Origin of the sequence: Mycolicibacterium lacusdiani (assembly GCF_021916785.1) — a bacterium.
GTDB classification, from domain to species: domain Bacteria; phylum Actinomycetota; class Actinomycetes; order Mycobacteriales; family Mycobacteriaceae; genus Mycobacterium; species Mycobacterium lacusdiani.
On sequence record NZ_JAKCFC010000008.1, the window covers coordinates 211,541 to 231,675 of the forward strand.

Consider the following 20,135-nt stretch of genomic DNA (forward strand, 5'->3'; position numbering starts at 1 on the left):
AGAAGAGAAGGAACAGCTGATATGGCAACGCTGCTGAGGATTGCCACCGCGGGATCCGTGGACGACGGCAAGTCGACCCTGATCGGTCGGCTGCTGTACGACTCGAAGGCCGTCATGGAGGACCAGCTCGCCGCCGTCGAGCGCACCTCCAAGGAGCGCGGTAACGACTACACCGACCTGGCGCTGGTGACCGACGGCCTACGGGCCGAGCGGGAGCAGGGCATCACGATCGACGTCGCCTACCGCTACTTCGCCACGGCGAAGCGGAAGTTCATCATCGCCGACACCCCCGGGCACGTGCAGTACACCCGCAACATGGTGACCGGCACCTCGACCGCCCAGCTGGCCATCGTGCTCGTCGACGCCCGCCACGGGCTGCTCGAGCAGTCGCGTCGGCATGCGTTCCTGGCCTCACTGCTCGGCATTCAGCACATCGTGCTGGCGGTCAACAAGATGGACCTCGTCGACTGGGACCAGGAGCGGTTCGACAAGATCCGCGACGACTTCCACGAGTTCGCCGCACGCCTCGACATCCACGACGTCACGACGATCCCGCTGTCGGCGCTCAACGGCGACAACGTGGTCACCAAGTCGGACGCGACGCCGTGGTACGACGGACCGGCGCTGCTGAGTCACCTCGAAGACGTGTACATCGCCGGTGACCGCAACCTGATCGACGTCCGGTTCCCGGTGCAGTTTGTGATCCGGCCGCAGACCCGCGAGCACGCCGACCATCGCAGCTATGCGGGCACCGTCGCGAGCGGCGTGCTCCGCCCGGGTGACGAGATCGTGGTACTGCCAGCTGGATTGACCAGCCGCATCACCGAGATCGAGGGCCCCACGGGTCCGGTCACCGAGGCCTTCCCGCCGATGGCGGTGTCGATCAGCCTGGCCGACGACATCGACATCTCGCGCGGCGACATGCTTGCCCGCGAGAACAACCAGCCGCACGTCACCTTGGAATTCGACGCCATGGTGTGCTGGATGGCCGACGGGGCGGCGCTCGAGCCGGGCCGCGAGTACCTCGTCAAGCACACCAGCCGCACCACCAGGGCCAGGGTCACGGCTCTGGACTACCGCCTCGACGTCAACACGCTGCACCGCGACAAGAGCGCTACGGCGTTGAAGCTCAACGAACTCGGTCGCATCACGCTGCGCACGCAGGCCCCGTTGCTGCTCGACGAGTACTCGCGCAACGCCGCGACGGGATCGTTCATCCTGATCGACCCCGACACGAACGGCACCGTCGCCGCGGGCATGGTCCGCGACACGACGCCGGCGTCTTCGCGCGCGGCGAGTCCCAACGCGATCAAGCATCAGAACCTCGTCACGGCGGAGGACCGGCTGTCGCGTGGGTCGACGGTGTGGTTCACCGGTCTGTCGGGATCGGGCAAGTCGTCGGTGGCGATGCTCGTAGAGCAGAAGCTGCTCGAAAGTGGCCGTCCCGCCTACGTTCTCGACGGTGACAACCTGCGCCACGGGCTCAACGCCGATCTCGGCTTCTCGATGGCCGACCGCGCCGAGAACCTGCGTCGCCTGGCGCACATCGCGACGCTACTGGCCGATTCCGGTCAGATCGTGCTGGTGCCCGCCATCAGCCCGCTCGAGGAGCACAGGGAACTCGCGCGCCGAGTGCATGCCGATCAGGGCTACGACTTCTTCGAGGTGTTCTGCGACACCCCGCTGGAGGACTGTGAACGGCGTGATCCCAAGGGGCTGTACGCCAAGGCCCGGCGCGGCGAGATCACCCACTTCACCGGCATCGACAGCCCGTACCAGCGGCCGAAGGATCCCGACCTGCGCCTCACGCCGGACCAGGCGGTCGAGGATCTGGCGCAGGCCGTGATCGACATGATCGACGCCAAGCGGTGACCGGCGGGCAGGAGCGTAGCGACCGGGGGATCGGCACAGCCACCGATCACGAGGTCGCCGCGGCGCTGGCGACTCAGGCGGGCGAGCTGCTGCTGCGCGTGCGCTTCGAGTTCGCCGACGCCGACGCCAAGGAGCGCAAGTCGGCGGGGGACATGCGCTCGCACGACTTCCTGATGCAGGCCCTGGCGGCCGAACGGCCGGGTGACGCCGTGCTGTCCGAGGAAGGTGCAGACGATCCGATCCGCCTGACCAGCGAGCGGGTCTGGATCGTCGACCCGCTCGACGGCACCCGCGAGTTCTCCGAACTCGGCCGGGAGGATTGGGCCGTGCACGTGGCGCTGTGGCAGGCCGGTGAACTCGTCGCAGGCGCGGTCGCGCTGCCCGCCCAGGGCGTCACGCTGGCCACGCCCGACGTCGCGCCGCCGCCACCCGCGCCGGCCGCGCCGCGCATCGTGGTGTCCCGTACCCGCCCGCCCGAGGTGGCGCTCGCGGTGCGCGAGGCGCTGGGCGGCACGCTCGTGGAGATGGGTTCGGCCGGAGCCAAGGTCGCGTCGGTGGTGCAGGGCATCGCCGACGTGTACGTGCACGCAGGCGGCCAGTACGAGTGGGACTCCGCCGCGCCCGTCGCCGTCGCCCGCGCGGCTGGGCTCTTCACGTCCCGCATCGACGGCTCACCGCTGCGCTACAACCAGCCCGACGTCCTGCTGCCCGACCTGATCGTGTGCAGGCCGGAGCTTGCCGATGCGGTGCTCGCGGTCACGACGGCCCGCTGAGTACGCTCGCAGAGGTGACCCGTCCCACGCTGCGCGAACTGTCCGCCTTGCCCAGCCGCCCCGCCGCGTTGGCAGACTCGGCGCTGGTGCTGATCGACTGCCAGAACACCTACACGCGCGGCGTGATGGAACTCGACGGCGTGTCCGCGGCACTCGACGAGGTCGCGACCCTGCTCGACCGGGCGCGTACCGCAGGCATACCGGTCATCCACGTCCAGCACGACGGTGGTGCCGGCTCGCCGTACGACCTCGGCGACGACATCGGCGCGATCGTCCCGCTCGTCGCGCCCCGCGACGGCGAACCGGTGGTGGTCAAGCAGTACCCCGACTCGTTCGTGCAGACCGACCTCGACGAGCGACTGAAGGCGGCCGGCGCGTCGAACCTCGTGCTGACGGGGTTCATGACGCACATGTGCGTGAACTCGACGGCACGTGGTGCGTTCAACCTCGGCTACGCCCCTTCCGTGGTTGCCAGCGCCACCGCGACACGCAGTCTGCCAGGCGTGGATGGCGCCCCGCTGCCTGCTTCAGCGGTTCAGGCAGCAAGCCTGGCGGCGCTGTCCGATCTGTTTGCCATCGTCGTTCCCGACGCGGCGAGTATCGCTGACGCGGAATAGATCTCGTTCGTACCCGTGTTGCCATTGAATGGTGCAACTGCGCCACCATGCAGCACGATCGAGAGAGACAGCAGTGACAGTCGTTATGCAGCAACGCAACTGGACGAAGTCGATCCTCGCGTCCATCGGAGCCGGTGCCGTGCTGGCAGCAGCCGCGATGACGTACGGAGCCGTGGACGCCGACGTGTCGACCAGACTCTCCGAGGCGCCGTCGAGCGAATTCGGCGAGACCACCACGAAGTCGGCCACGCCGTCCAGCCCGGAGGTCCCTTCCGCAGCGCCAACGGTTCTCGCGCCACCGGCGCCCACGTCCGAACCCGGCTGAGATAATCCGGGTGCAGGCCGGGTCTGCGCCAGTTAGCATGAGGCGCATGCCATCCCGGACTGACCTGTGACTCGTCCGCCGACCCGGGTGACCCGGCTCGGCGAGAAGCAGACTGCCTCGCGCGAGGCGTTGGACGAATTGTTGGCCAGCACGCCGCTGGCCACGATCGCGCTCGTCCGCGACGGCCATCCCACCGTGTTCCCGACTGGATTCACTCGCGTGGGTGAGGATTTGGTGGTGCACGGCTCCACGGGGTCGCCATGGCTGCGGGCGTTGGCCGCGGGCGCTCCCGCCGCGGTGTCGGTGACGACACTCGACGGTGTGGTGGTGGCGCGCAGTGGTTTCGAGTCGTCGTTCCACTACCGGAGCGCGGTGCTGTTCGGTGTCTTCGAGCCCGTTCCCGAGGCCGACAAGGTCTCCTACCTCGACGCGCTGACAGATGCGTTCATCCCGGGTCGGGTCGCCGAGTTGCGCCCGAGTACCCGCAAGGAGATCGCCGCGACGCTCGCCCTGCGCATGGCGATCACGGCCGACAACTGGTCGCTGAAGGTCAGTGCGGGCTGGCCCGATGACCCGGACTCCGACGTTGCCGGCGACGCCTGGGCGGGTGTGGTTCCCATGACCGCCGTCTACGGCGATCCGAGGCCGGCGCCCGACCTCACGGCAGGCATCGAGGTGCCGCAGTCGGTGCGCTCGATGACCGACCGCTCAGTCGAGTAGCGACGTCCGGCGGTACAGGTCGGTCCGCCTGTCGCCGTGAACGTCGTTGTGCTGGTTGAACTTCTTGATCCGTGACTGCGCCAGGTCGAGGTCGGCGGTGACGTTCCCGGCGTGCCCGTACTGGGCCATCGCCATCGGGTAGCCGTCGGCGTCGGTGATGACGCTGCCGCCTATCCAGTCGACGTCACGCTCGGTTCCGGTGCGATCGCACACCGCGATCGGCATCCGGTTCATGCCTGCGCCGGCCTGGACCCGCACCACCTCGGTCGGCCGCTCGCCGTCGGGCCGGGGGAGCAGGGGCCAGTTGACCGGTGCGCACAGCAGGTCGGCACCCTGCAGCGCGGCCGCCCGCACCCACTCCGGGAACTCGACGTCGTAGCAGACCATCACGCCGAGCCTGCCGTGCGCGGTGTCGACGACCAGCGGCAGGTCGTCGGAGAGGTCGAAGACGTTGTTCTCGGTATCCCACAGGTGCGTCTTGCGGTAGACGCCAAGCACTCCGCTGCGGTCCACGACGACGGCGCTGTTGTAGATCTTCTCGCCCGCGTCCTCGGGGAAGCCGCCGACGATGGTCAGATCGAAGGCCTCGGCCAGTCCGGCCCACTCCGCGACCGTCGGCCCGTCACGCGTCTCGGCCAGCGACGCCAATTCGGCCCGGTCGGCGAACACGTAGCCCGAGGACGCGAGTTCCGGCAGGACGACGATCTGTGCGCCATCGGCCGCGGCCTGCTCGACGGCGGCCCTCACGGTGGCCCGGTTGCCGGGGACGTCGCCGACCCGAAGGGGGATCTGACAGCACGTGACGCGGGTGGTCATCCTTCGATGCTCCCGCACGCGGGGCCCGTCCGCACCGTGGACGATGGCACAATCTGCGACATGCGGATGTCGGCGAAGGCGGAGTACGCCGTTCGGGCGATGGTCCAGCTGGCCACGGTCGACGACGGCGTCCTGGTCAAGACCGACGATCTGGCCAAGTCGCAGGGCATCCCTGCGCAGTTCCTGGTGGACATCCTGACCGCGCTGCGCACCGACCGGCTGGTGCGCAGTCACCGTGGTCGCGACGGCGGCTACGAACTGGCCAGACCGGCCGCCGAGATCAGCATCGCCGACGTCCTGCGCTGCATCGACGGCCCCCTGGCGAGCGTGCGCGACATCGGCCTCGGCGACCTGCCCTACTCGGGGCCGACGGCCAAGCTCACCGACGTGTGGCGTGCGTTGCGCGCCAGCATGCGCTCGGTGCTCGAGGAGACCAGCCTGGCCGACGTGGCGGCGGGCTCGCTGCCCGACCACGTCGCCACGCTCGCCGGTGAGTATCTCGGTCAGGAGCAGGAGCGTGGCCACGGCTGAGTGATTCCAGTGAACCACCGCCCACGGCCGGGTGGCAACGGTGCAGGATGTACCGATGAGCGGTTTCGATCTGCGATCGCTGGCGGCGCCGGTCATCGCCGCCCCGATGGCTGGTGGTCCCAGCACGCCCGAATTGGCCGCTGCCGCAACGAACGCCGGTGGGCTGGGCTTCCTCGCCGCCGGCTATCTGACGGCCGAGGCGCTTGCCGACCGCATCGCCGCGGCGCGCGCGCTCACGTCGGGTCCGCTGGGGGTCAACCTCTTCGTCCCGCAGCCCAGCGCCGCGAGTCGTGATCCGCTGCACCGCTATGCCATCTCACTGGAGGACGATGCCCGTCGGTACGGGGTGCGCATCGGCGAGCCGCGCTTCGACGACGACCAGTGGGCCGCCAAGCTCGAGGTGGTGCTGGACGCGCGGCCCGAGGTGGTGTCGTTCACGTTCGGGCTGCCCGACGATGCCGAGTGCGCGCGCTTCCGCGATGCCGGGATCACCACCGTCGCAACCGTCACGACGTTGGCCGAGGGCGAGCTGGCGGTAGGCCGCGGTATCGACGCCATCACGGCGCAGGGGCCGGGCGCCGGCGGGCACCGGGGCACGCTCGACCCCATCGCCAGCCCAGCCACGCAGCCGCTGGGGCAGCTGCTGCGGGCGACGACCGTCGGGCTGAAGGTGCCCGTCATCGCCGCGGGCGGTCTGATGGACGCCGTGGACGTCGCCGACGTGCTGGCGTTCGGCGCCGTCGCCGCGCAACTCGGTACCGCGTTCCTGCTCAGCGACGAGGCAGGGAGCAGCCCCGTGCACCGCGCGGCGCTTCGGGATCCCGACTTCACCGAGACCGTCGTGACGCGATGCTTCTCCGGTCGCTACGCGCGCGGACTGCGCAACCGCTTCGTCGACGAGCACGACGCCGACGCGCCGTTCGGCTATCCCGAGGTGCACTACATGACGAGCCCGTTGCGTGCGGCGGCCGTCAAGGCGGGGGACGCGCACGGCGTCAACGTGTGGGCGGGCACCGGATTCAAGAAGGCCAGGACGGGTTCGGTCGCAGACATCATGTCGGCGCTGGTCTGACCGAATTACCGGCGGGACACCGCGAGATCGCTCCGTCCGACCTGGTCACCCACCGTCGCGGCGGGCAGACGGATCGTGAACGTCGTCAGGCCGTCCGCGGATTCGGCGATGATCTCGCCGCCGTGCGCCTCGACGATCGACTGCGTGATGGCCAGGCCCAGACCGGAGTTGCCGTACTGCCGGGACCGTGACCGGTCGGCGCGCACGAAGCGCTCGAACAGATGGGGTAGGAGGTCGGGTTCGATGCCCGGCCCGTCGTCGCGCACCGTCAGACTGATCGATGCGCCGCCCTCGACCGCAGCTGTGACCGAGGTGCCCTCGGGCGTGTGGTCGCGCGCATTGGACAGCAGGTTGGCCACGGCCTGATACAGCTTGGCGCGATCGCCGCAGACCCAGACGGGTTCGTCGGGGACGTGGGTCTCCCAGTGATGCGAGGGTGCGGACACCGCCACGTCGTTGACGGCGTTGGCGACCAGGTCGGCGAGGTCGACGTCGGCGGTCTCGAAGTCCTCGCCCTCGTCGAGCCGCGCCAGCAGCAGGAGGTCGGACACCAGGGCGTTCATCCGCGCGGCCTCGGCCTCGATGCGCGCCAGCGAGTACTCCGTGGTCTCCGGCAGTACCGACGCGTCCTGCCGGGTCAGTTCGGCGTAGCCCTGGATGGCGGCCAGCGGGGTGCGCAGTTCGTGGCTGGCGTCGGTGATGAACTGGCGCATGCGGCGGTCCGACGCGGCCACCTCGGTCAGCGCCCGTTCCACGTGGGCCAGCAGGTGATTCAGCGTGTCGCCAACGAGGCCCACCTCGGTGCGCGGATCGGTGTCCCGGTCGGGGACGCGCGGGGTGATCGCGTAGTGGTCGCGGCTCAGTGGCAGCGCGGTCACCTCGGCCGCGGTGGCCGAGACCCGGCTGAGCGGCCGCAGGGCGACCCGCACGAACGCGAGCGTGCCCGCCGCGGTCACGACGAGCGCCAACGCGGTCAATGCGGTCACGACGATCGTCTCGCGGGTGGCCGCGGCACTGGCCTGTCGCAGCGACGCAGCGGTCAGCAGCACCTCGCCGGGCCCGGCGGTGCGACTGGTCAGCCGGTACTTGTTGAGGTTGGACAGCCACAGGTCCTCGGACCCGTCGAGACGGCTGGAGCGCTCGACGATCTCGGCGAGCGCCTCGGGGGGAGCGGGCGCTGCGTCGCCGTCCCCGAACATCGCGGAGTCCACGACCCTGCCGTTGCGGACGAGTACGACGATGTTGCCCGGTGCCTGCCCGATCAGTTGGGTCAGCGGCTTCATCGCGTCCGGCGCGGGGAGCCGGCCCGTGGGTAGCGGCGTAGCCCGGTACTTGGCGACGGCCTGGCCGAAACCGTCTGCGGCGACGTTCAATTGGGTGTCGACGATGCCGGTCACCGACGCGCGCAGGGTTAGCACCGACATCGTGCCCACCGTGGCGAGCACCGTCATCACGACGGCCGAGACGCCGACCACCAGCTGTCTGCGCAGCGGCCAGGTACGCCAGCCCCGAGGCGCGCGCCCGCTCACGGCGCCGGCCGCAGTGCGTAGCCCACGCCGCGCACGGTGTGGATCATGGGCGCTCGACCGGTGTCGATCTTCTTGCGGAGGTAGGAGACGTAGAGGTCGACGATGCTGGAGCGGCCGCCGAAGTCGTAGTTCCAGACCCGGCGCAGGATCTCCTGCCGGGTCAAGGCCCGTCCCGGGTTGCGCATGAGGAAGCGCAGCAGCTCGAATTCGGTGGAGGTCAACGAGATCGACGCATCGCCGCGGGTGACGGTGCGGCCCGCTCCGTCAAGCCGCAGGTCGCCGACGGTGAGCGTCTCGCTGTCCTCCGGGGTGAGATATGCCGACCGCCGCAGCAGGCCGCGCAGGCGTGCGACGAGTTCCTCGAGGCTGAACGGCTTGGTCATGTAGTCGTCGCCGCCGGCGGTCAGACCGGTGACGCGGTCGCGCACCGAGTCGCGGGCGGTCAGGAACAGCACCGGGGTGTACTCGCCCGACCCCCGCAGTTGCTCGAGCACGCCGAGGCCGTCCATGTCGGGGAGCATGATGTCGAGCACCACGACGTCGGGTGGGTTGGCGCGGTACTTGGCGACGGCTTCGGCCGCGTCGTGCGCGACGTCGACCTCCCAGCCCTCGTACTTGAGCGCCATCTGGACGAGGTGCGTCAGGGCCCGTTCGTCGTCGACGAGCAGCGTCCTGATGGGGGACCCGTCGGCGCGGTACATCCGCGGCAGCTGACCGAGCACGGCCTGCCGCGGCGCCGCGCCGCCGACCTGCAATGTCACCATCTGTTCATTGTGCCCACCGACGCGTCGATGTCCGAGCGATTCATATGCCGTTCACACGTTCGCAGGTCGGGCGGGTTCCTGCGCTAGCGGTGCATCCGATCCTGGCGATCCGACCCCAATCGATCGACGACGGCGCTCCCGTCGTCGGAACGCACCGTGACCTCGGCCGCCGCGCGGTCGGGATCCTCGGTCTCGGAGACCCGGACCTCGGCGGAGTCGCCCGATGCCCGGACCAGGTAGGGCCCGGGATCGGGCAGCAGGACGACGACGTCACCGGTGCTGCTCGACGCGTCGACGGTCCGGGGCGGCGTATCGCCGAAGTCGACGGACACGTCGCCGTCGACGGTGTCGGCGAGGAAGGACTCGGTGACCGAGATGGGGTCGCGCGTCACGATGTCGGCGTCCTGGGTGCGGACCTCGATGCGGCGCGCGGATCCGCGCAGCACCACCGCGCCGTCCTCGTTGTTCGCGACGAGGGTGTCGACGTCCGCCTGCATCATCAGGACCCCGGCGCCCTGCTGGGTCGTCAGGGATAGGCGGCGGGCCATCTCGGGCGGCAGCGTCACGGTGACTTCGCCCGCGCGGCCCCAACCCATGAAGTCCGGCCGTGTTCCGGTGAGGGCGACGCGGGTGTCGGCTCCGTCGCGGGTCACCTCGAGTGATTGTTCACCGGCACGCGAGGAGTTGATGAGCCGCATGGAGATCCGCGGTTCGGTGGCGTCGCGGTCGGTGGTGACGCGCAGTGCCGCCGGAACGTCGCGGGTGTCGATGACGAGTGACCGCGTGTCGGCGGGCAGCGCTGTCTCGTCGGCGACGACGCGGAACTTGCTGAGCCCCCACGCGCTCACGCCAAGTGCGACGAGTGAACCCACGACCACCACCGAGGCGGCGATGACGAGGAAGGCGCGGATGGCGGTGCGGCCGCCCGGTGTGAGCGGCGCGGGCGGCGGGGGAGCGATGGTGGTCACGTTGATCCCTTTCAGCGGTTCAGGATTCGAGGTAGCGCAGGACCGCGAGCACGCGGCGGTTCTCGCCGTCGTCGGGGGCGAGGCTGAGCTTGGTGAAGATGGAGGCGATGTGCTTCTCGGCCGAGCCGACCGAGACGTTGAGCGACGCGGCGATGGCCGAATTCGTGCGGCCCTCGGCCATCAGTTGTAGGACGTCGGTCTCGCGCGGGGTGAGCGCGTCGAGTGCCGAGCGCTGCCGCGAGCGGACGAGGATCTGCGAGACGACCTCGGGGTCGAGCACCGTGCCGCCGCCGCCGACGACCTGCACCGCGTCGACGAATGCCGGGACGTCGGCGACCCGGTCCTTGAGCAGGTAGCCGAACCCGCGGGTGTCCGAGGCGATCAGTTCGGCGGCGTAGCGTTCCTCGACGTAGTGCGACAGCACCAGCACCGGTGACTCGGGATTCTGCTTGCGCAGTAGCGCGGCGGCGCGGATGCCCTCGTCGGTGAACGTCGGCGGCATCCGGACGTCGACGATGGCGAGGTCGGGCCGCAGTTCGTTGACGATGTGCAGCAGGTTCGTCGCGTCGGAGACACCGGCCACCACCTCGTGGCCGAAGTCGGTGAGGATGCGCTCGATGCCGGCGCGCAGCAGCGTGGAGTCCTCGGCGATCACGATGCGCATGGGAGCACCGCCGTCACGATGGTGGGTCCGGTGGCGGGGCTGGAGACGGTGAAGGTGCCCCTCGCCGCGCGTACTCGGTCGGCGAGGCCGCGCAGGCCGGTCGCGTCGTCGGGGGCGGGAGCCTCGGCGCCGCCCACGCCGTCGTCGAACACCGACACGTGCAACACCTGGGCGGACTCGTCGAATCGCACGGTGACGACCGCCTGGCTCGCCTGCGCGTGCGTGGCGACGTTGGTCAGTGCCTCGGCGACCACGAAGTAGGCGACCGACTCGACCTCCTCGGGCAGGCGGCGGGGGAGGTACACGTTGAGCGTGGTCGGGATGCCCGCGTTCTCGGTGCGCTGCACGACCGCCGAGAGTGCGGCGTCGAGACCGCGGTCGGACAGGATCGTCGGGGCGATGCCACGCACCACGTTTCGGAGTTCGACCAGTGCGCTCTTGGCGTCGTCGTGCGCCTCGCCTATCAGCTTGCGTGCCTGCTGCGGGTCGGTGTCGAGTTTGGTCTGGGCCAGGCCGATGGTCATCGCCAGCGAGACGAGCCGCGGTTGCACGCCGTCGTGCAGGTCGCGTTCGATGCGGTGGCGTTCGGCCTGCGCCGAGGACACGGCCCCCTGCCGAGCGTCGCTGAGGGCGCTCACCTCGTACTGCAGTGCGGCGGTGGGTGACGGCGGCAGCAGCCACCGGTCGATCTGGGCGTCCAGGGCGGGGGCGAAGACCAGAATGGCGACGGCCGCCACCAGGGCGACCAGCGCCAGCAGCCACGCCAGGGGCGGCGAGAGGAAGGACAGGTCTGCGGCGTCGTCGCTGTTGTCGATTGCGGTGGCGACCGCGGGCCCGGCGAAGGCGAACACGATGAGCGCGAAGGCGATCGCCGTGGCGAGGATGTCGTAGGTCATGCGGAGGTAGTGGTGACCAAACGACTTCCAGAACCGCGCGCTGCTGACGTCGAGCCAGAGCTGATGCGCCCACCGCTGGAATCCCGTGTAGTGCGACAGTTTTCGCGACGGTTCGGCGATGCCCAAGCCGAACACGGCTTCGCTGCGCAGACGCTCGACGCGGTCGACGCCGCGGATGAGGTAGACGAAGACGACCGCCGCGAGCGCGAATCCGATGATCGACGGGATCGAGGAGATGCCGATGATCAGGAGTCCGAGCGGGATCCAGAACCAGACGAGGCCGATGGCGGCGCCGGTGATCATCGACGCCGAGGGAATCAGGCCGATGCGGCGGACTGGCCTCTCGGTCTCGTCGACGACCGGCGGGGCGGCGATCGGGTCGGTGGGCGTGGTGACTGCAACCATGCACTCAACCTATGGAGTCGTTGGCTCGGGCAACACGGCGATTGCCGGAGAACCTGGCGGGGGATATCCCCCAGTGCCGGTGCGATGAGTTTTCCGTGCCGGCCTGGTCTGCCCGGGTACGTGAACATCGACTCACCCAGGAGAGACACCATGAGCGTCATCGACGACACCAACAGCGCGTCGGCTACCACCCCGGCCCGGCGTTCGACCTCGCACAAGGTCGGCATCGTGATCAGCGTTCTCGTCGGCGCGTTCCTGGTGTTCGACGCGGTGGGAAAGCTGTCGATGGCGGAGCAGTTCAAGGACGGCACCGCCGCGCTGGGTTTCCCGGTGTACCAGGCGTTGGTGATGGGCATCGTGCTGACCGTCTGCCTCGTCGTCTATGCGATTCCGCGCACGGCGGCGCTGGGTGCCCTGGGCATCACGGCCTACCTCGGTGGCGCAGTGACTGCCAACATGAGGATCGAGTCGCCGCTGTTCAGCCATACGCTGTCGGCCGTGTACGTGGGTGTGCTGCTGTGGGTCGGACTGGCGCTGCGCCGGCCCGAACTGTGGCGCGTCGCCGGATTCAAGCGCTGAGCTACTTGAACGGTTCCCGCAGCGCGCCCAGGTCGCCGGTCACGGTGAGCGGGATGTGCGCCACGGGTCGTGCGCTGAGTCACGAGGGATCAACGCTTCTTCTTCGTTCAGGCGGCGGTCGTCGGCGATGCGTTGTGCGCGGCCTTGGGCGCGGGTGCGTTGGCGGCGGGGCATGGTGAGCCCTGGGTTGTGTTGCGCCCGTTCCTGTTCGGCCTGTTCGGTGGTGATCGTGACCGGTGCGGTGGGCGCGCAGAGGCTGGGGAAGAGCAGCTTGCTGCCTGGCTCGGTGACGTAGGTCCGGCCGTGTGGTGAGGTCCAGATCATGGTGCCGTCGGGGAGTTGTCGGTCGCGCCAGCCGGTGGACCCGCCCCAGAAGGTCTTCAACAAGTGGTGTCGACGGCATAGGCACTTCAGGTTCGATGCGCAGGTGGGGCCGATCGGCCAGGCGATGGTGTGGTCGATGTCGGTCTCGGTGGCTGGTTGCGAGCAGCCGGGGAAGCGGCAGGTGAGGTCTCGACAGCGCACGAACTCGGCCAGGCTCCGCGATGGGGTGTACCGGGGCTCGGGTGGGCTGTCGCCGGGGTGGCAGACCTTGCAGGTTTTCGCGGTGCGTGCGAAGCGGCGGGCGAGGGCTCCGGCGAGGAACGGGCCGCCGAGGATAGCGCCGGGGCGGGTAGCGGGGGATCCGCGATTGGTCGAGGCAGCGGTCTGGGCGTTCGTTCCGCTCGAGCGGCTTGCGTCATCCGCTTCGTGGTCGGTGCCGGCGTCGTGGTCGGCAGCCGGCTCTTCGCCTTCTGGCTCGGCTGCTGCCTCGCCATCGCCGCTCGAGCCTTCGGCCTCGTCGGCCTCGTCGGTACCGCCAACAGTATTGTCCCCCAGTTCATCCCACGTCGTGATCTCGGCCAGGGGCTTGTCGAACAGCGGCTCCGGTTCGCCGTCGAGCGCGGCGTCCTGAGCTTTCGCGGCATCGGACTCGGCGTCGAGGGTGTCTTCGTTCACGACCACGTAGACCACCGCATCGCCCTTCGGGGCTGTGGTGGGTCCGGGGCAGTCGTCGCTGCCGCACAGGCACGGCAGGTAGTCCAAGCCGTGAAGAACGGAGTGGATCGAGTCGGCGCGGCGTTGGTCGATCGTCCGTGGATCGCCCGGGCACACCGTCCGAGCCAGGACATTCAACCGCTTCTCGACGGCCTTGCCGTGGGTGGCGAACAGGGTGCCGAACATCGTGGCCATGCCCGAACCGTCGTAGTCGAACTGAACGTTGCGGCCCTTGCCGCTGAGCTTGGTGCGGTAGACCCCGTGCGGATCGTGTTCGGCGACGATCGCGTCGATGGCGTTGTTCAGCTTGTCCTCCGATAGCGGCGCCCACTCGGTCAGCACGTCGGCGAACGCCTTGTCCACGGCTCGCTGCGCGGCCGGGTCGCGCACCAGGGCGGTGCGTGTCGTGATCGCCGACACCACTCGGTAGGACACCAGCCCGTCGGCGAACAAGGCCGCCACGTGAGGCAGCCGATCCCGCAGTGCGGTGGCGATCAATAGCTGATGCGACGCCGCGCCCTGGGTGATGTTCTGTTCGGCGCCGATCTCCGCGCTGACGGCGCCCCAGTTGTCGAGGTACCACTGCTCGCGGTCGGCGGACCTGTCGGCGGCGTAGGCCTGGTCCAAGAGAACGACCATCGCTGCGAGCCGGCGGGCGGTGGCTGCGGCCTCCACGCGTGCCCACTCAGCCACCGTGCCGGTGGCCCGAAGGACCGTCGCGAACTGTTCGAACATACTTTCGAATCTACTACGTGAGTACGACAACAACGCGCACCGAAAACCCACCCTGACCAGGCTGTGGATGAACACGGCACTGGGGAAGAACCGACCGAACAGCGCCCGAAATGTCGGACCCGAGGTGTAGCCGCGTGAGGCCCCGTAGACGCTGCCCGAGCGGACGGGCCGCGCCGAGGCGTTGAAGGTTCCTCCGAAGCAAGCAACTCGTATTGTTGCGACTCGTCGCTCAAAGCCGGGCATTCCCACATGTGCACCCGCGCGCCGGCGAGACCCGCAAACCGCCCACGAACCGGGAGTCGCCCCCAACCGAGCCCCAATCTCATTGCGCCGTGCCAGAATCCCGGAGTGCAAATCGGGATGACGATGCCGGTGATGGAGCCCAACCTCGACGCGGCGTTGTTGAAGTCGTGGGCAAGGATGATCGACGACGGCCCCTTCTCGTCGCTGTGCTGGGGTGAACGCATCTGCTTCGACAATCCCGAGACGCTGACCCTGCTCGGCGCCCTCTCGGCGTGGACCGACCGCGTCCGGCTGGTGACGACCGTGATCGTCCCGCAGTTGCACGACCCCGTCATGCTCGCCAAGGCACTCGCGACCGGCGACATGCTCAGCGGTGGGCGCCTCACCGTCGGCCTCGGCGTGGGCGGTCGGCATGAGGACTACGAATCCGTCGGCGCGGACACCGCCACGCAGACGATGCGCGGCATGGCCGAACGCGTCGCGATCATGAAGCGGGTCTGGGCGGGGGAGAAGGTGACCGACTCCGTGCTCCCGGTCGGGCCGGCTCCCGTGCAGCAGCCTGGACCCCGACTCGTCGTCGGCACCATCGGCCCGAAGACCATCCGCAGCGCGTCGGCCTGGGCCGACGGGCTGGCCGGCACCACGCTCGACCTCAACGTCGCAAGGGAGGCCGAGCTGTTCGACGTGGCCAGGACGGCCTGGTCGGAGGCGGGCAAGCCGACGCCACAGCTGGCGACGTCATTCTGGTTCGCGATCGGTGACGGCGACGCCGCGCGCCAACAGGTACACCGCCACCTGCTCCGCTACATGAACTGGATCCCGTCGGAATTCGTCGACGCCATGGCGCCGACCACCGGCTGGTCGGGTACCGAGGACGACCTCCGAGACGTCCTGCGCCGCTTCGAGGACATCGGCGCCGACGAAGTGCACCTGATCCCGACCAGCTCGGACATCGATCAGCTCAAGCGCGTCGCCGAAGCGGTCGGGGATTACGCCTAGAGGGAACAAATCGGCGTCCCGAATCGTTCGGTGGTGCGTGAGTAACGAAGCCGAACTGAGCCCCACAGACTGGGTGCGCGAACAGACCCAACGCATTCTGGAGCAGGGAACGACCGACGGCGTCGAGGTCTTCGACCGCCCCGTCGTCCTGTTCACGACCACTGGCGCGCAGTCCGGTAAGAAGCGCTACGTGCCGCTGATGCGTGTCGAGGAGAACGGCAAGTACGCCATGGTCGCCTCCAAGGGCGGCGATCCGAAGCACCCCAGCTGGTACTTCAACGTCAAGGCCAACCCCGCCGTGACCGTGCAGGACGGCGAGAAGGTCTTCGAGGGCACCGCCCGCGAGATCGAGGGCGAAGAGCGCGAGCACTGGTGGAAGCTCGCCGTCGAGGCCTACCCGCCCTACGCCGAGTACCAGACCAAGACCGACCGTCAGATCCCCGTCTTCATCATCGAGTAGCCCACTCGTCCGCAGCCGACCGCAGTCACGACTCGTTCGTGGCTGCGGTTTTCTGTCCGTAGCCCGCGAGCCGGCGAGCCACTTCGGCGATCTCGTCGTCCGAGAGCACCCGAACCGGTGCGCCGCTGGCCATCGCACGCAGCTGCACGTCGCACACGTACTCCAGATACGGCACCATGCTCATCACCTTGGGCAGAGCCGCGCCGACGAGTACGGCTCCGTGGTTGCCCATCAGCGCGGCCGTACGGTCCCGCAGTGCCGTGGCGACGTTGTCGGCCAGCTGCGCGGTGCCGAACGTGGCATACGGCGCGACCCGGACCGCACCGCCGAAGAGTGCCGAGTAGTAGTGCGACGCAGGCACTTCGTCGACGACGGTCGACATCGCGGTCGACGCCGGACCGTGAGTGTGAACGACGGCCGTGTGGACGAAGTTCCGGTACACCGCCAGGTGCAGCCCGAGTTCGCTCGACGGTTGCAGCACCGCATCGACCGCCCGACCGTCCAGATCGTGGATCCCCACGTCGCCCGGTGACATCGCCTCGTAGTCCACGCCACTGGGCGAGATGACGACCAGGTCGTCGACCCGGATCGACACGTTCCCCGCAGTGCCGACCACCAGACCGGAGCGGCTCAGCGACAGACACGCCTCGACGACCTGCCGACGTTCGGATTCCAATCGAAGGCTCATGGCTCGAGGATGTACTTCGAACCGCGGCCGGCCGCCATGTCCTCCAGGCTCGGCACCAACTGATCCAGCGGCCGGCGTTCGGTGACGAGCATCGACCCGTCGACCTTGCGGCTCGCCAACAACTCGACGGCGGTGCGCACGTAGTTCGGCGTGTGGTGGAAGACGCCCTTGAGCGTGTACTCCTCGTAGTGCATCGCACTCGAATCGACGGAGAACGGTGCGCCCTTGGGGGTTCCGCCGAACAGGACTGCGGTGGCGCCCGGTCGCAGCGTGCGCACGGTCTGCTCCCACACCTGGGGCAGTCCCACCGCCTCGATGCCGACGTCGGCGCCGCGGCCGTGCGGCGTACGACGCTTGATCAGCGCGACGCGGTCCTCGAAGTCCGGTACGTCGGACAGGTCGATGGTGTCGACCGCACCTGCCAGCTTGGCTTGCTCGAGACGCCAAGGGGACTGGTCGACCGAAATGACGTTCGCACCGCGCAGCGTGGACAGCCGCACGAACATCAGGCCGATCGGACCCGCGCCGTGCACCACCACGGTGTCGCCGAGTTCGATTCCAGTCTCGGCCATTCCGTGCACCACGGTGGCCAGTGGCTCCAGGGGAGCCGCGTCGGCGAAGTCGAGGTCGTCGGGCAGCCGGTAGGTGTTGCGCGCGACGATCGCCGCGGGGATCACCACCTCCTCCGCGAACGCACCGTTGAGGAACTCGAGGTTCTCGCAGAGGCTCTCGCGGTTGCGGATGCACGCCCAGCAGTGTCCGCACGGCACGGTGTTGGCGGCCGTCACGCGGTCGCCCACGGCGAACTGGTCGACGCCGTCACCGACCGCGGTGACCACGCCCGCGAACTCGTGGCCGAAACGCGATGGCAGCGTGGGGAACAGCTTCGGATGGCCGCGCCGGTAGGACTTCAGGTCGGTGCCGCACGTCGCTGCGGCCCGCACCTCCACCAGGATCTCGCCTGGTGCCAGCTCAGTGGACCGGACGTCCTCCAGCCGCAATTCCCCTGGCCCGTAGAACATGGCCGCTCTCATCGGTGGTCTCCTAGCGATAGGTCGTGCAGGTCGTGAAGCAGGTCTCGGGTCTGGGAGTAGATGCGCTCGTACACCGATCGGAGTTCGGCGTAGGCTGCGGCAGCCGACGGCCTGGGCTCCACCACCGCGTCCATGGTCGCGACGGCGGCGGCAGCCTCGGGTAGCGAGGCGTACTCACCGATCGCGGTGAGCGCGATGGCGGCCGCGCCGAGTGCGCTGACCTCACCGGAGGCGCAGACCTCCAGTGGGCGGTCGAAGACGTCGGCCAGGATCTGGATCCACAGCTTGCTGCGCGCACCGCCGCCCATCGCGCGGAGCACGTCGACGCGTTCACCGCGTGCCTGCTCCAAACCGTCGAGCTGCATGCGGAATTCGAACGCGATGCCCTCGAGCAGCGAACGGTAGAAGTGCGCCCGGGTGTGGCAGCCCTGCCAGCCCAGCGTCACACCGGATGCCTGGCTGTCCCAGTGTGGTGTCTGCGCGGCATTCCAGTACGGCAGGGTCAGCAGGCGTTCGCTGCCGACCGGCAGTGCGGCGGCGTCCCGTTCGAGCGCTGGGTCGGGCGCACCGGCGAGTTCTGGGTCGCCGAACTGCTGCCGGAACCAGGTCGGCAGGTAGGTGCCCGACGAGCTGAACGTCTCGACCGTGGTGTGGCCCGGCATCGCCGAGATCATCGACCGGTAGGCACGCGACGGGAGGTATTCGGTTGTCTCGCTGCCGATCACGACGGCCGTGCCGAGGACGAGGTAGGCGCTGCCCGGATCGGTCACGCCAAGACCGATTCCCGCGGACTGCCCGTCACCGGTGCCCGCGATCACCACGACGTCCCGGCCGAGCCCCCACGCGTCGGCGATCTCGGCGCGCAGCGATCCGAGTGACGTACCGGTGGGGACGAGGTCGGGCAGCTGATCGCGTCGAACGCCCGCGAGGTCGAGCAGTTCGTCGGCGTAGTCGCCGGTCGCCTGATCCAGCAGGGCAAGCGGGTCGACCGACGCCGTGCTCGACGTCCAGCGACCGGTCATCGCGTGCACCAGGTAGCTGTGGACGTCGGCGATGCGATCGGCGCGAGACAGCGTCTCGGGCTCGTGATCACGAAGCCAGAGCAGCTTGTAGAGGCCGGGGGTGATGTCGGCGGGCTTGCCCGAGAGCAGTTCGACGCGCTCGGTCCCGTAGCGCCGCGCCTCGGCGTGCGCCCGGCCATCCATCCAGAGGATCGCCGGTCGCAACGGCAGGCCGTCGGCGTCGAGGCACGCGAAGCTCTCGCGCTGGTGGGTCACGCAGATGGCGGCCACCGCCCCCGGATCGCCGACCGCGGAGAGTGCCTGGCGGACAGCGTGGTTCGTGGCATCCCACCAGTCGGTGGCGTTCTGCTCGAACCAGTGCGGTGCCGGGCTGGCGGTGTCGAGGGCGTGCGAGCCAGCGCCGACGACGCGACCCGTTCGGTCGGTCACGATCGCCTTCGCCGCCGTCGTCGAGCAGTCCACGGCGATGACCAGTGGTGAGTTCACGGCGTCACCCCCTCCGAAGCGGTGGCGTCCCGGACCGCGACGACCACGTTCGCGCCGCCTTCCTCAAGACCCCGAACGGCCTCGGGATCGAGTCCGTCGTCGACGACGACGGCGTCGAACAGTTCGAGATCGCAGATCCGGTGCACGGCCCGACGGGTGAACTTGGTGTGGTCGACGAGCAGGACGCTCAGTTCGGCGCTGTCGATGAAGGCGCGCTTGAGGTCGGCCGCCGCGCTCGACGGATGGAAGCACATGCCACGGGAGACGGCGGGCACCGACATGAACACGACGTCGTAGTGCATGTCGCGCAGTGCCCGAACCGATTGCGGCCCGACGAACGACGAGAAGTCGGACACGTAGTCACCGCCGACGGCGTTGAGTCTGACCCCGGGATCGGTCGAGAGTTCGTTGATGGCGGGCAAGAAGTTCGTCACCACGGTCAGCGGCAGGTGCGCACGCAGTGACGGCAGGACGTGGAGGGCCGTGGTGCTGTCGTCGACGGCGACGGCCTGCATGTCGACCCGCTGGGCGGCCCACCCGTAGCCGGCGATCGCGACCGTGCGCTTCTCGGTGAGGTTGAGCGCCCTGCGCAGATCCACGTTGCGCTCGAACGCCTCGCTGGGCGGTGCCTCCGCGCCGGACCGCACCTTGCGGAGCATGCCTTGGGCGTCGAGCTGATCGAGATCGCGGTGAATCGTCATGGTGCTGACGCCGAACCGGTCCGCCAACTCGTCGATCCGGGCGCCGCCGCGGGACTTGACGAACGCCACGATCTCCGAGCGCCGGTGGGCGTGACCGCTGATCCGCGACGACTGCACGATCCCTCACCTCCATTCCACGCTGAACGACTCGTTCCGAAAGTATCACGTAATATCACATTCGAACATCGAATCTGTGAT

The 20,135-nt window shown here is 69.0% G+C and carries 21 protein-coding genes; 10 read left to right on the plus strand and 11 right to left on the minus strand.

Annotation, left to right across the window (positions count from 1 at the left end):
- Window positions 1–21 precede the first annotated feature (21 nt).
- From cysN to LOK44_RS22530, 5 genes are all read left to right on the plus strand, one after another.
- A complete protein-coding gene (gene cysN / locus LOK44_RS22510; protein WP_237572309.1) occupies window positions 22–1,872 on the plus strand; it encodes a sulfate adenylyltransferase subunit CysN in 1,851 nt (616 codons plus the stop codon).
- A gap of 29 nt (window positions 1,873–1,901) precedes the next feature.
- Window positions 1,902–2,645 carry a 3'(2'),5'-bisphosphate nucleotidase CysQ gene (locus tag LOK44_RS22515; RefSeq protein WP_237572368.1) on the plus strand — a complete coding sequence of 248 codons (744 nt, stop codon included), beginning with the start codon at window positions 1,902–1,904 and terminating at the stop codon, window positions 2,643–2,645.
- 14 nt (window positions 2,646–2,659) lie between these two features.
- Window positions 2,660–3,262, plus strand: coding sequence for a cysteine hydrolase family protein (locus LOK44_RS22520; RefSeq protein WP_237572310.1), 603 nt, complete (start codon window positions 2,660–2,662; stop codon window positions 3,260–3,262).
- 73 nt (window positions 3,263–3,335) lie between these two features.
- On the plus strand, window positions 3,336–3,587 hold the full coding sequence (locus tag LOK44_RS22525) for a hypothetical protein (protein WP_237572311.1): 252 nt from the start codon (window positions 3,336–3,338) through the stop codon (window positions 3,585–3,587).
- Window positions 3,588–3,653: 66 nt separating this feature from the next.
- Window positions 3,654–4,307, plus strand: coding sequence for a pyridoxamine 5'-phosphate oxidase family protein (locus LOK44_RS22530; RefSeq protein ID WP_237572312.1), 654 nt, complete (start codon window positions 3,654–3,656; stop codon window positions 4,305–4,307).
- On the opposite strand, the gene LOK44_RS22535 is transcribed toward LOK44_RS22530, so the two are convergent.
- Complete coding sequence (locus LOK44_RS22535) at window positions 4,296–5,123, minus strand: nitrilase-related carbon-nitrogen hydrolase (RefSeq protein ID WP_237572313.1); 828 nt, start codon at window positions 5,121–5,123, stop codon at window positions 4,296–4,298. The two genes, LOK44_RS22530 and LOK44_RS22535, sit on opposite strands and share 12 nt — an antisense overlap.
- A 60-nt stretch (window positions 5,124–5,183) precedes the next feature.
- On the opposite strand from LOK44_RS22535, the gene LOK44_RS22540 reads away from it, so the two are divergent.
- Window positions 5,184–5,654: an Rrf2 family transcriptional regulator gene (locus tag LOK44_RS22540; protein WP_237572314.1), complete on the plus strand. Its 471-nt coding sequence runs from the start codon at window positions 5,184–5,186 to the stop codon at window positions 5,652–5,654.
- A 55-nt stretch (window positions 5,655–5,709) separates the two neighbouring features.
- Complete coding sequence (locus LOK44_RS22545) at window positions 5,710–6,726, plus strand: nitronate monooxygenase (RefSeq protein WP_237572315.1); 1,017 nt, start codon at window positions 5,710–5,712, stop codon at window positions 6,724–6,726.
- Window positions 6,727–6,731: 5 nt separating this feature from the next.
- On the opposite strand, the gene LOK44_RS22550 is transcribed toward LOK44_RS22545, so the two are convergent.
- The 5 genes from LOK44_RS22550 to LOK44_RS22570 form a co-directional block, all read right to left on the minus strand.
- Entirely contained in the window at window positions 6,732–8,177 is a 1,446-nt protein-coding gene (locus LOK44_RS22550) for a sensor histidine kinase (RefSeq protein ID WP_237572369.1), read from the minus strand.
- Window positions 8,178–8,251: 74 nt separating this feature from the next.
- A complete protein-coding gene (locus LOK44_RS22555; protein ID WP_283817885.1) occupies window positions 8,252–9,019 on the minus strand; it encodes a response regulator transcription factor in 768 nt (255 codons plus the stop codon).
- Window positions 9,020–9,102: 83 nt separating this feature from the next.
- A complete protein-coding gene (locus LOK44_RS22560; protein ID WP_237572316.1) occupies window positions 9,103–9,987 on the minus strand; it encodes a DUF4097 family beta strand repeat-containing protein in 885 nt (294 codons plus the stop codon).
- 19 nt (window positions 9,988–10,006) lie between these two features.
- Window positions 10,007–10,651, minus strand: coding sequence for a response regulator transcription factor (locus tag LOK44_RS22565; protein WP_237572317.1), 645 nt, complete (start codon window positions 10,649–10,651; stop codon window positions 10,007–10,009).
- Window positions 10,639–11,952 carry a sensor histidine kinase gene (locus LOK44_RS22570; protein WP_237572318.1) on the minus strand — a complete coding sequence of 438 codons (1,314 nt, stop codon included), beginning with the start codon at window positions 11,950–11,952 and terminating at the stop codon, window positions 10,639–10,641. The genes LOK44_RS22565 and LOK44_RS22570 overlap by 13 nt, the downstream gene beginning before the upstream one ends.
- A gap of 150 nt (window positions 11,953–12,102) precedes the next feature.
- Here LOK44_RS22570 and LOK44_RS22575 point away from each other — a divergent pair, with 150 nt between their 5' ends.
- Entirely contained in the window at window positions 12,103–12,531 is a 429-nt protein-coding gene (locus LOK44_RS22575; RefSeq protein ID WP_237572319.1) for a DoxX family protein, read from the plus strand.
- Window positions 12,532–12,570: 39 nt separating this feature from the next.
- Here LOK44_RS22575 and LOK44_RS22580 read toward each other — a convergent pair whose 3' ends face one another.
- Window positions 12,571–14,304, minus strand: a complete 1,734-nt coding sequence (locus LOK44_RS22580) for an HNH endonuclease signature motif containing protein (protein ID WP_237572320.1) — start codon at window positions 14,302–14,304, stop codon at window positions 12,571–12,573.
- A 360-nt stretch (window positions 14,305–14,664) separates the two neighbouring features.
- Between LOK44_RS22580 and LOK44_RS22585 the strand changes: the two genes are divergently transcribed.
- Together LOK44_RS22585 and LOK44_RS22590 are read left to right on the plus strand one after the other, a co-directional pair.
- Window positions 14,665–15,546: an LLM class flavin-dependent oxidoreductase gene (locus LOK44_RS22585; RefSeq protein ID WP_237572371.1), complete on the plus strand. Its 882-nt coding sequence runs from the start codon at window positions 14,665–14,667 to the stop codon at window positions 15,544–15,546.
- A gap of 37 nt (window positions 15,547–15,583) precedes the next feature.
- Window positions 15,584–16,006: a nitroreductase family deazaflavin-dependent oxidoreductase gene (locus tag LOK44_RS22590; RefSeq protein ID WP_237572321.1), complete on the plus strand. Its 423-nt coding sequence runs from the start codon at window positions 15,584–15,586 to the stop codon at window positions 16,004–16,006.
- Between the two features lie 25 nt (window positions 16,007–16,031).
- Here the strand turns inward: LOK44_RS22590 and LOK44_RS22595 are convergent, their stop codons facing one another.
- Genes LOK44_RS22595 through LOK44_RS22610 form a run of 4 tightly spaced genes read right to left on the minus strand, consistent with a single transcriptional unit; the run spans window position 16,032 to window position 20,054 of the window.
- A complete protein-coding gene (locus tag LOK44_RS22595; RefSeq protein ID WP_237572322.1) occupies window positions 16,032–16,694 on the minus strand; it encodes a class II aldolase/adducin family protein in 663 nt (220 codons plus the stop codon).
- Window positions 16,691–17,728: a zinc-dependent alcohol dehydrogenase gene (locus LOK44_RS22600; RefSeq protein ID WP_237572323.1), complete on the minus strand. Its 1,038-nt coding sequence runs from the start codon at window positions 17,726–17,728 to the stop codon at window positions 16,691–16,693. Before LOK44_RS22600 ends, LOK44_RS22595 begins: the two co-directional genes overlap by 4 nt.
- The gene (locus tag LOK44_RS22605) at window positions 17,725–19,236 is read right to left on the minus strand and encodes a xylulokinase (RefSeq protein WP_237572324.1); all 1,512 of its coding nucleotides are present in this window, start codon (window positions 19,234–19,236) and stop codon (window positions 17,725–17,727) included. The genes LOK44_RS22600 and LOK44_RS22605 overlap by 4 nt, the downstream gene beginning before the upstream one ends.
- Window positions 19,233–20,054 (minus strand): DeoR/GlpR family DNA-binding transcription regulator, encoded by an 822-nt coding sequence (locus tag LOK44_RS22610; RefSeq protein WP_237572325.1) that lies wholly within the window; start codon window positions 20,052–20,054, stop codon window positions 19,233–19,235. The genes LOK44_RS22605 and LOK44_RS22610 overlap by 4 nt, the downstream gene beginning before the upstream one ends.
- Window positions 20,055–20,135 lie beyond the last annotated feature (81 nt).

Bases quoted from the DNA above. Each gene is read 5' to 3' on its own strand.
- cysN (WP_237572309.1), top strand. From the start codon at position 22: ATGGCAACGCTGCTGAGGATTGCCACCGCGGGATCCGTGGACGACGGC.
- LOK44_RS22535 (WP_237572313.1), bottom strand. From the start codon at position 5,123: ATGACCACCCGCGTCACGTGCTGTCAGATCCCCCTTCGGGTCGGCGAC.
- LOK44_RS22540 (WP_237572314.1), top strand. From the start codon at position 5,184: ATGCGGATGTCGGCGAAGGCGGAGTACGCCGTTCGGGCGATGGTCCAG.
- LOK44_RS22545 (WP_237572315.1), top strand. From the start codon at position 5,710: ATGAGCGGTTTCGATCTGCGATCGCTGGCGGCGCCGGTCATCGCCGCC.
- LOK44_RS22550 (WP_237572369.1), bottom strand. From the start codon at position 8,177: ATGACGGTGCTCGCCACGGTGGGCACGATGTCGGTGCTAACCCTGCGC.
- LOK44_RS22555 (WP_283817885.1), bottom strand. From the start codon at position 9,019: ATGGTGACATTGCAGGTCGGCGGCGCGGCGCCGCGGCAGGCCGTGCTC.
- LOK44_RS22565 (WP_237572317.1), bottom strand. From the start codon at position 10,651: ATGCGCATCGTGATCGCCGAGGACTCCACGCTGCTGCGCGCCGGCATC.
- LOK44_RS22570 (WP_237572318.1), bottom strand. From the start codon at position 11,952: ATGGTTGCAGTCACCACGCCCACCGACCCGATCGCCGCCCCGCCGGTC.
- LOK44_RS22575 (WP_237572319.1), top strand. From the start codon at position 12,103: ATGAGCGTCATCGACGACACCAACAGCGCGTCGGCTACCACCCCGGCC.
- LOK44_RS22580 (WP_237572320.1), bottom strand. From the start codon at position 14,304: ATGTTCGAACAGTTCGCGACGGTCCTTCGGGCCACCGGCACGGTGGCT.
- LOK44_RS22585 (WP_237572371.1), top strand. From the start codon at position 14,665: ATGACGATGCCGGTGATGGAGCCCAACCTCGACGCGGCGTTGTTGAAG.
- LOK44_RS22595 (WP_237572322.1), bottom strand. From the start codon at position 16,694: ATGAGCCTTCGATTGGAATCCGAACGTCGGCAGGTCGTCGAGGCGTGT.
- LOK44_RS22600 (WP_237572323.1), bottom strand. From the start codon at position 17,728: ATGAGAGCGGCCATGTTCTACGGGCCAGGGGAATTGCGGCTGGAGGAC.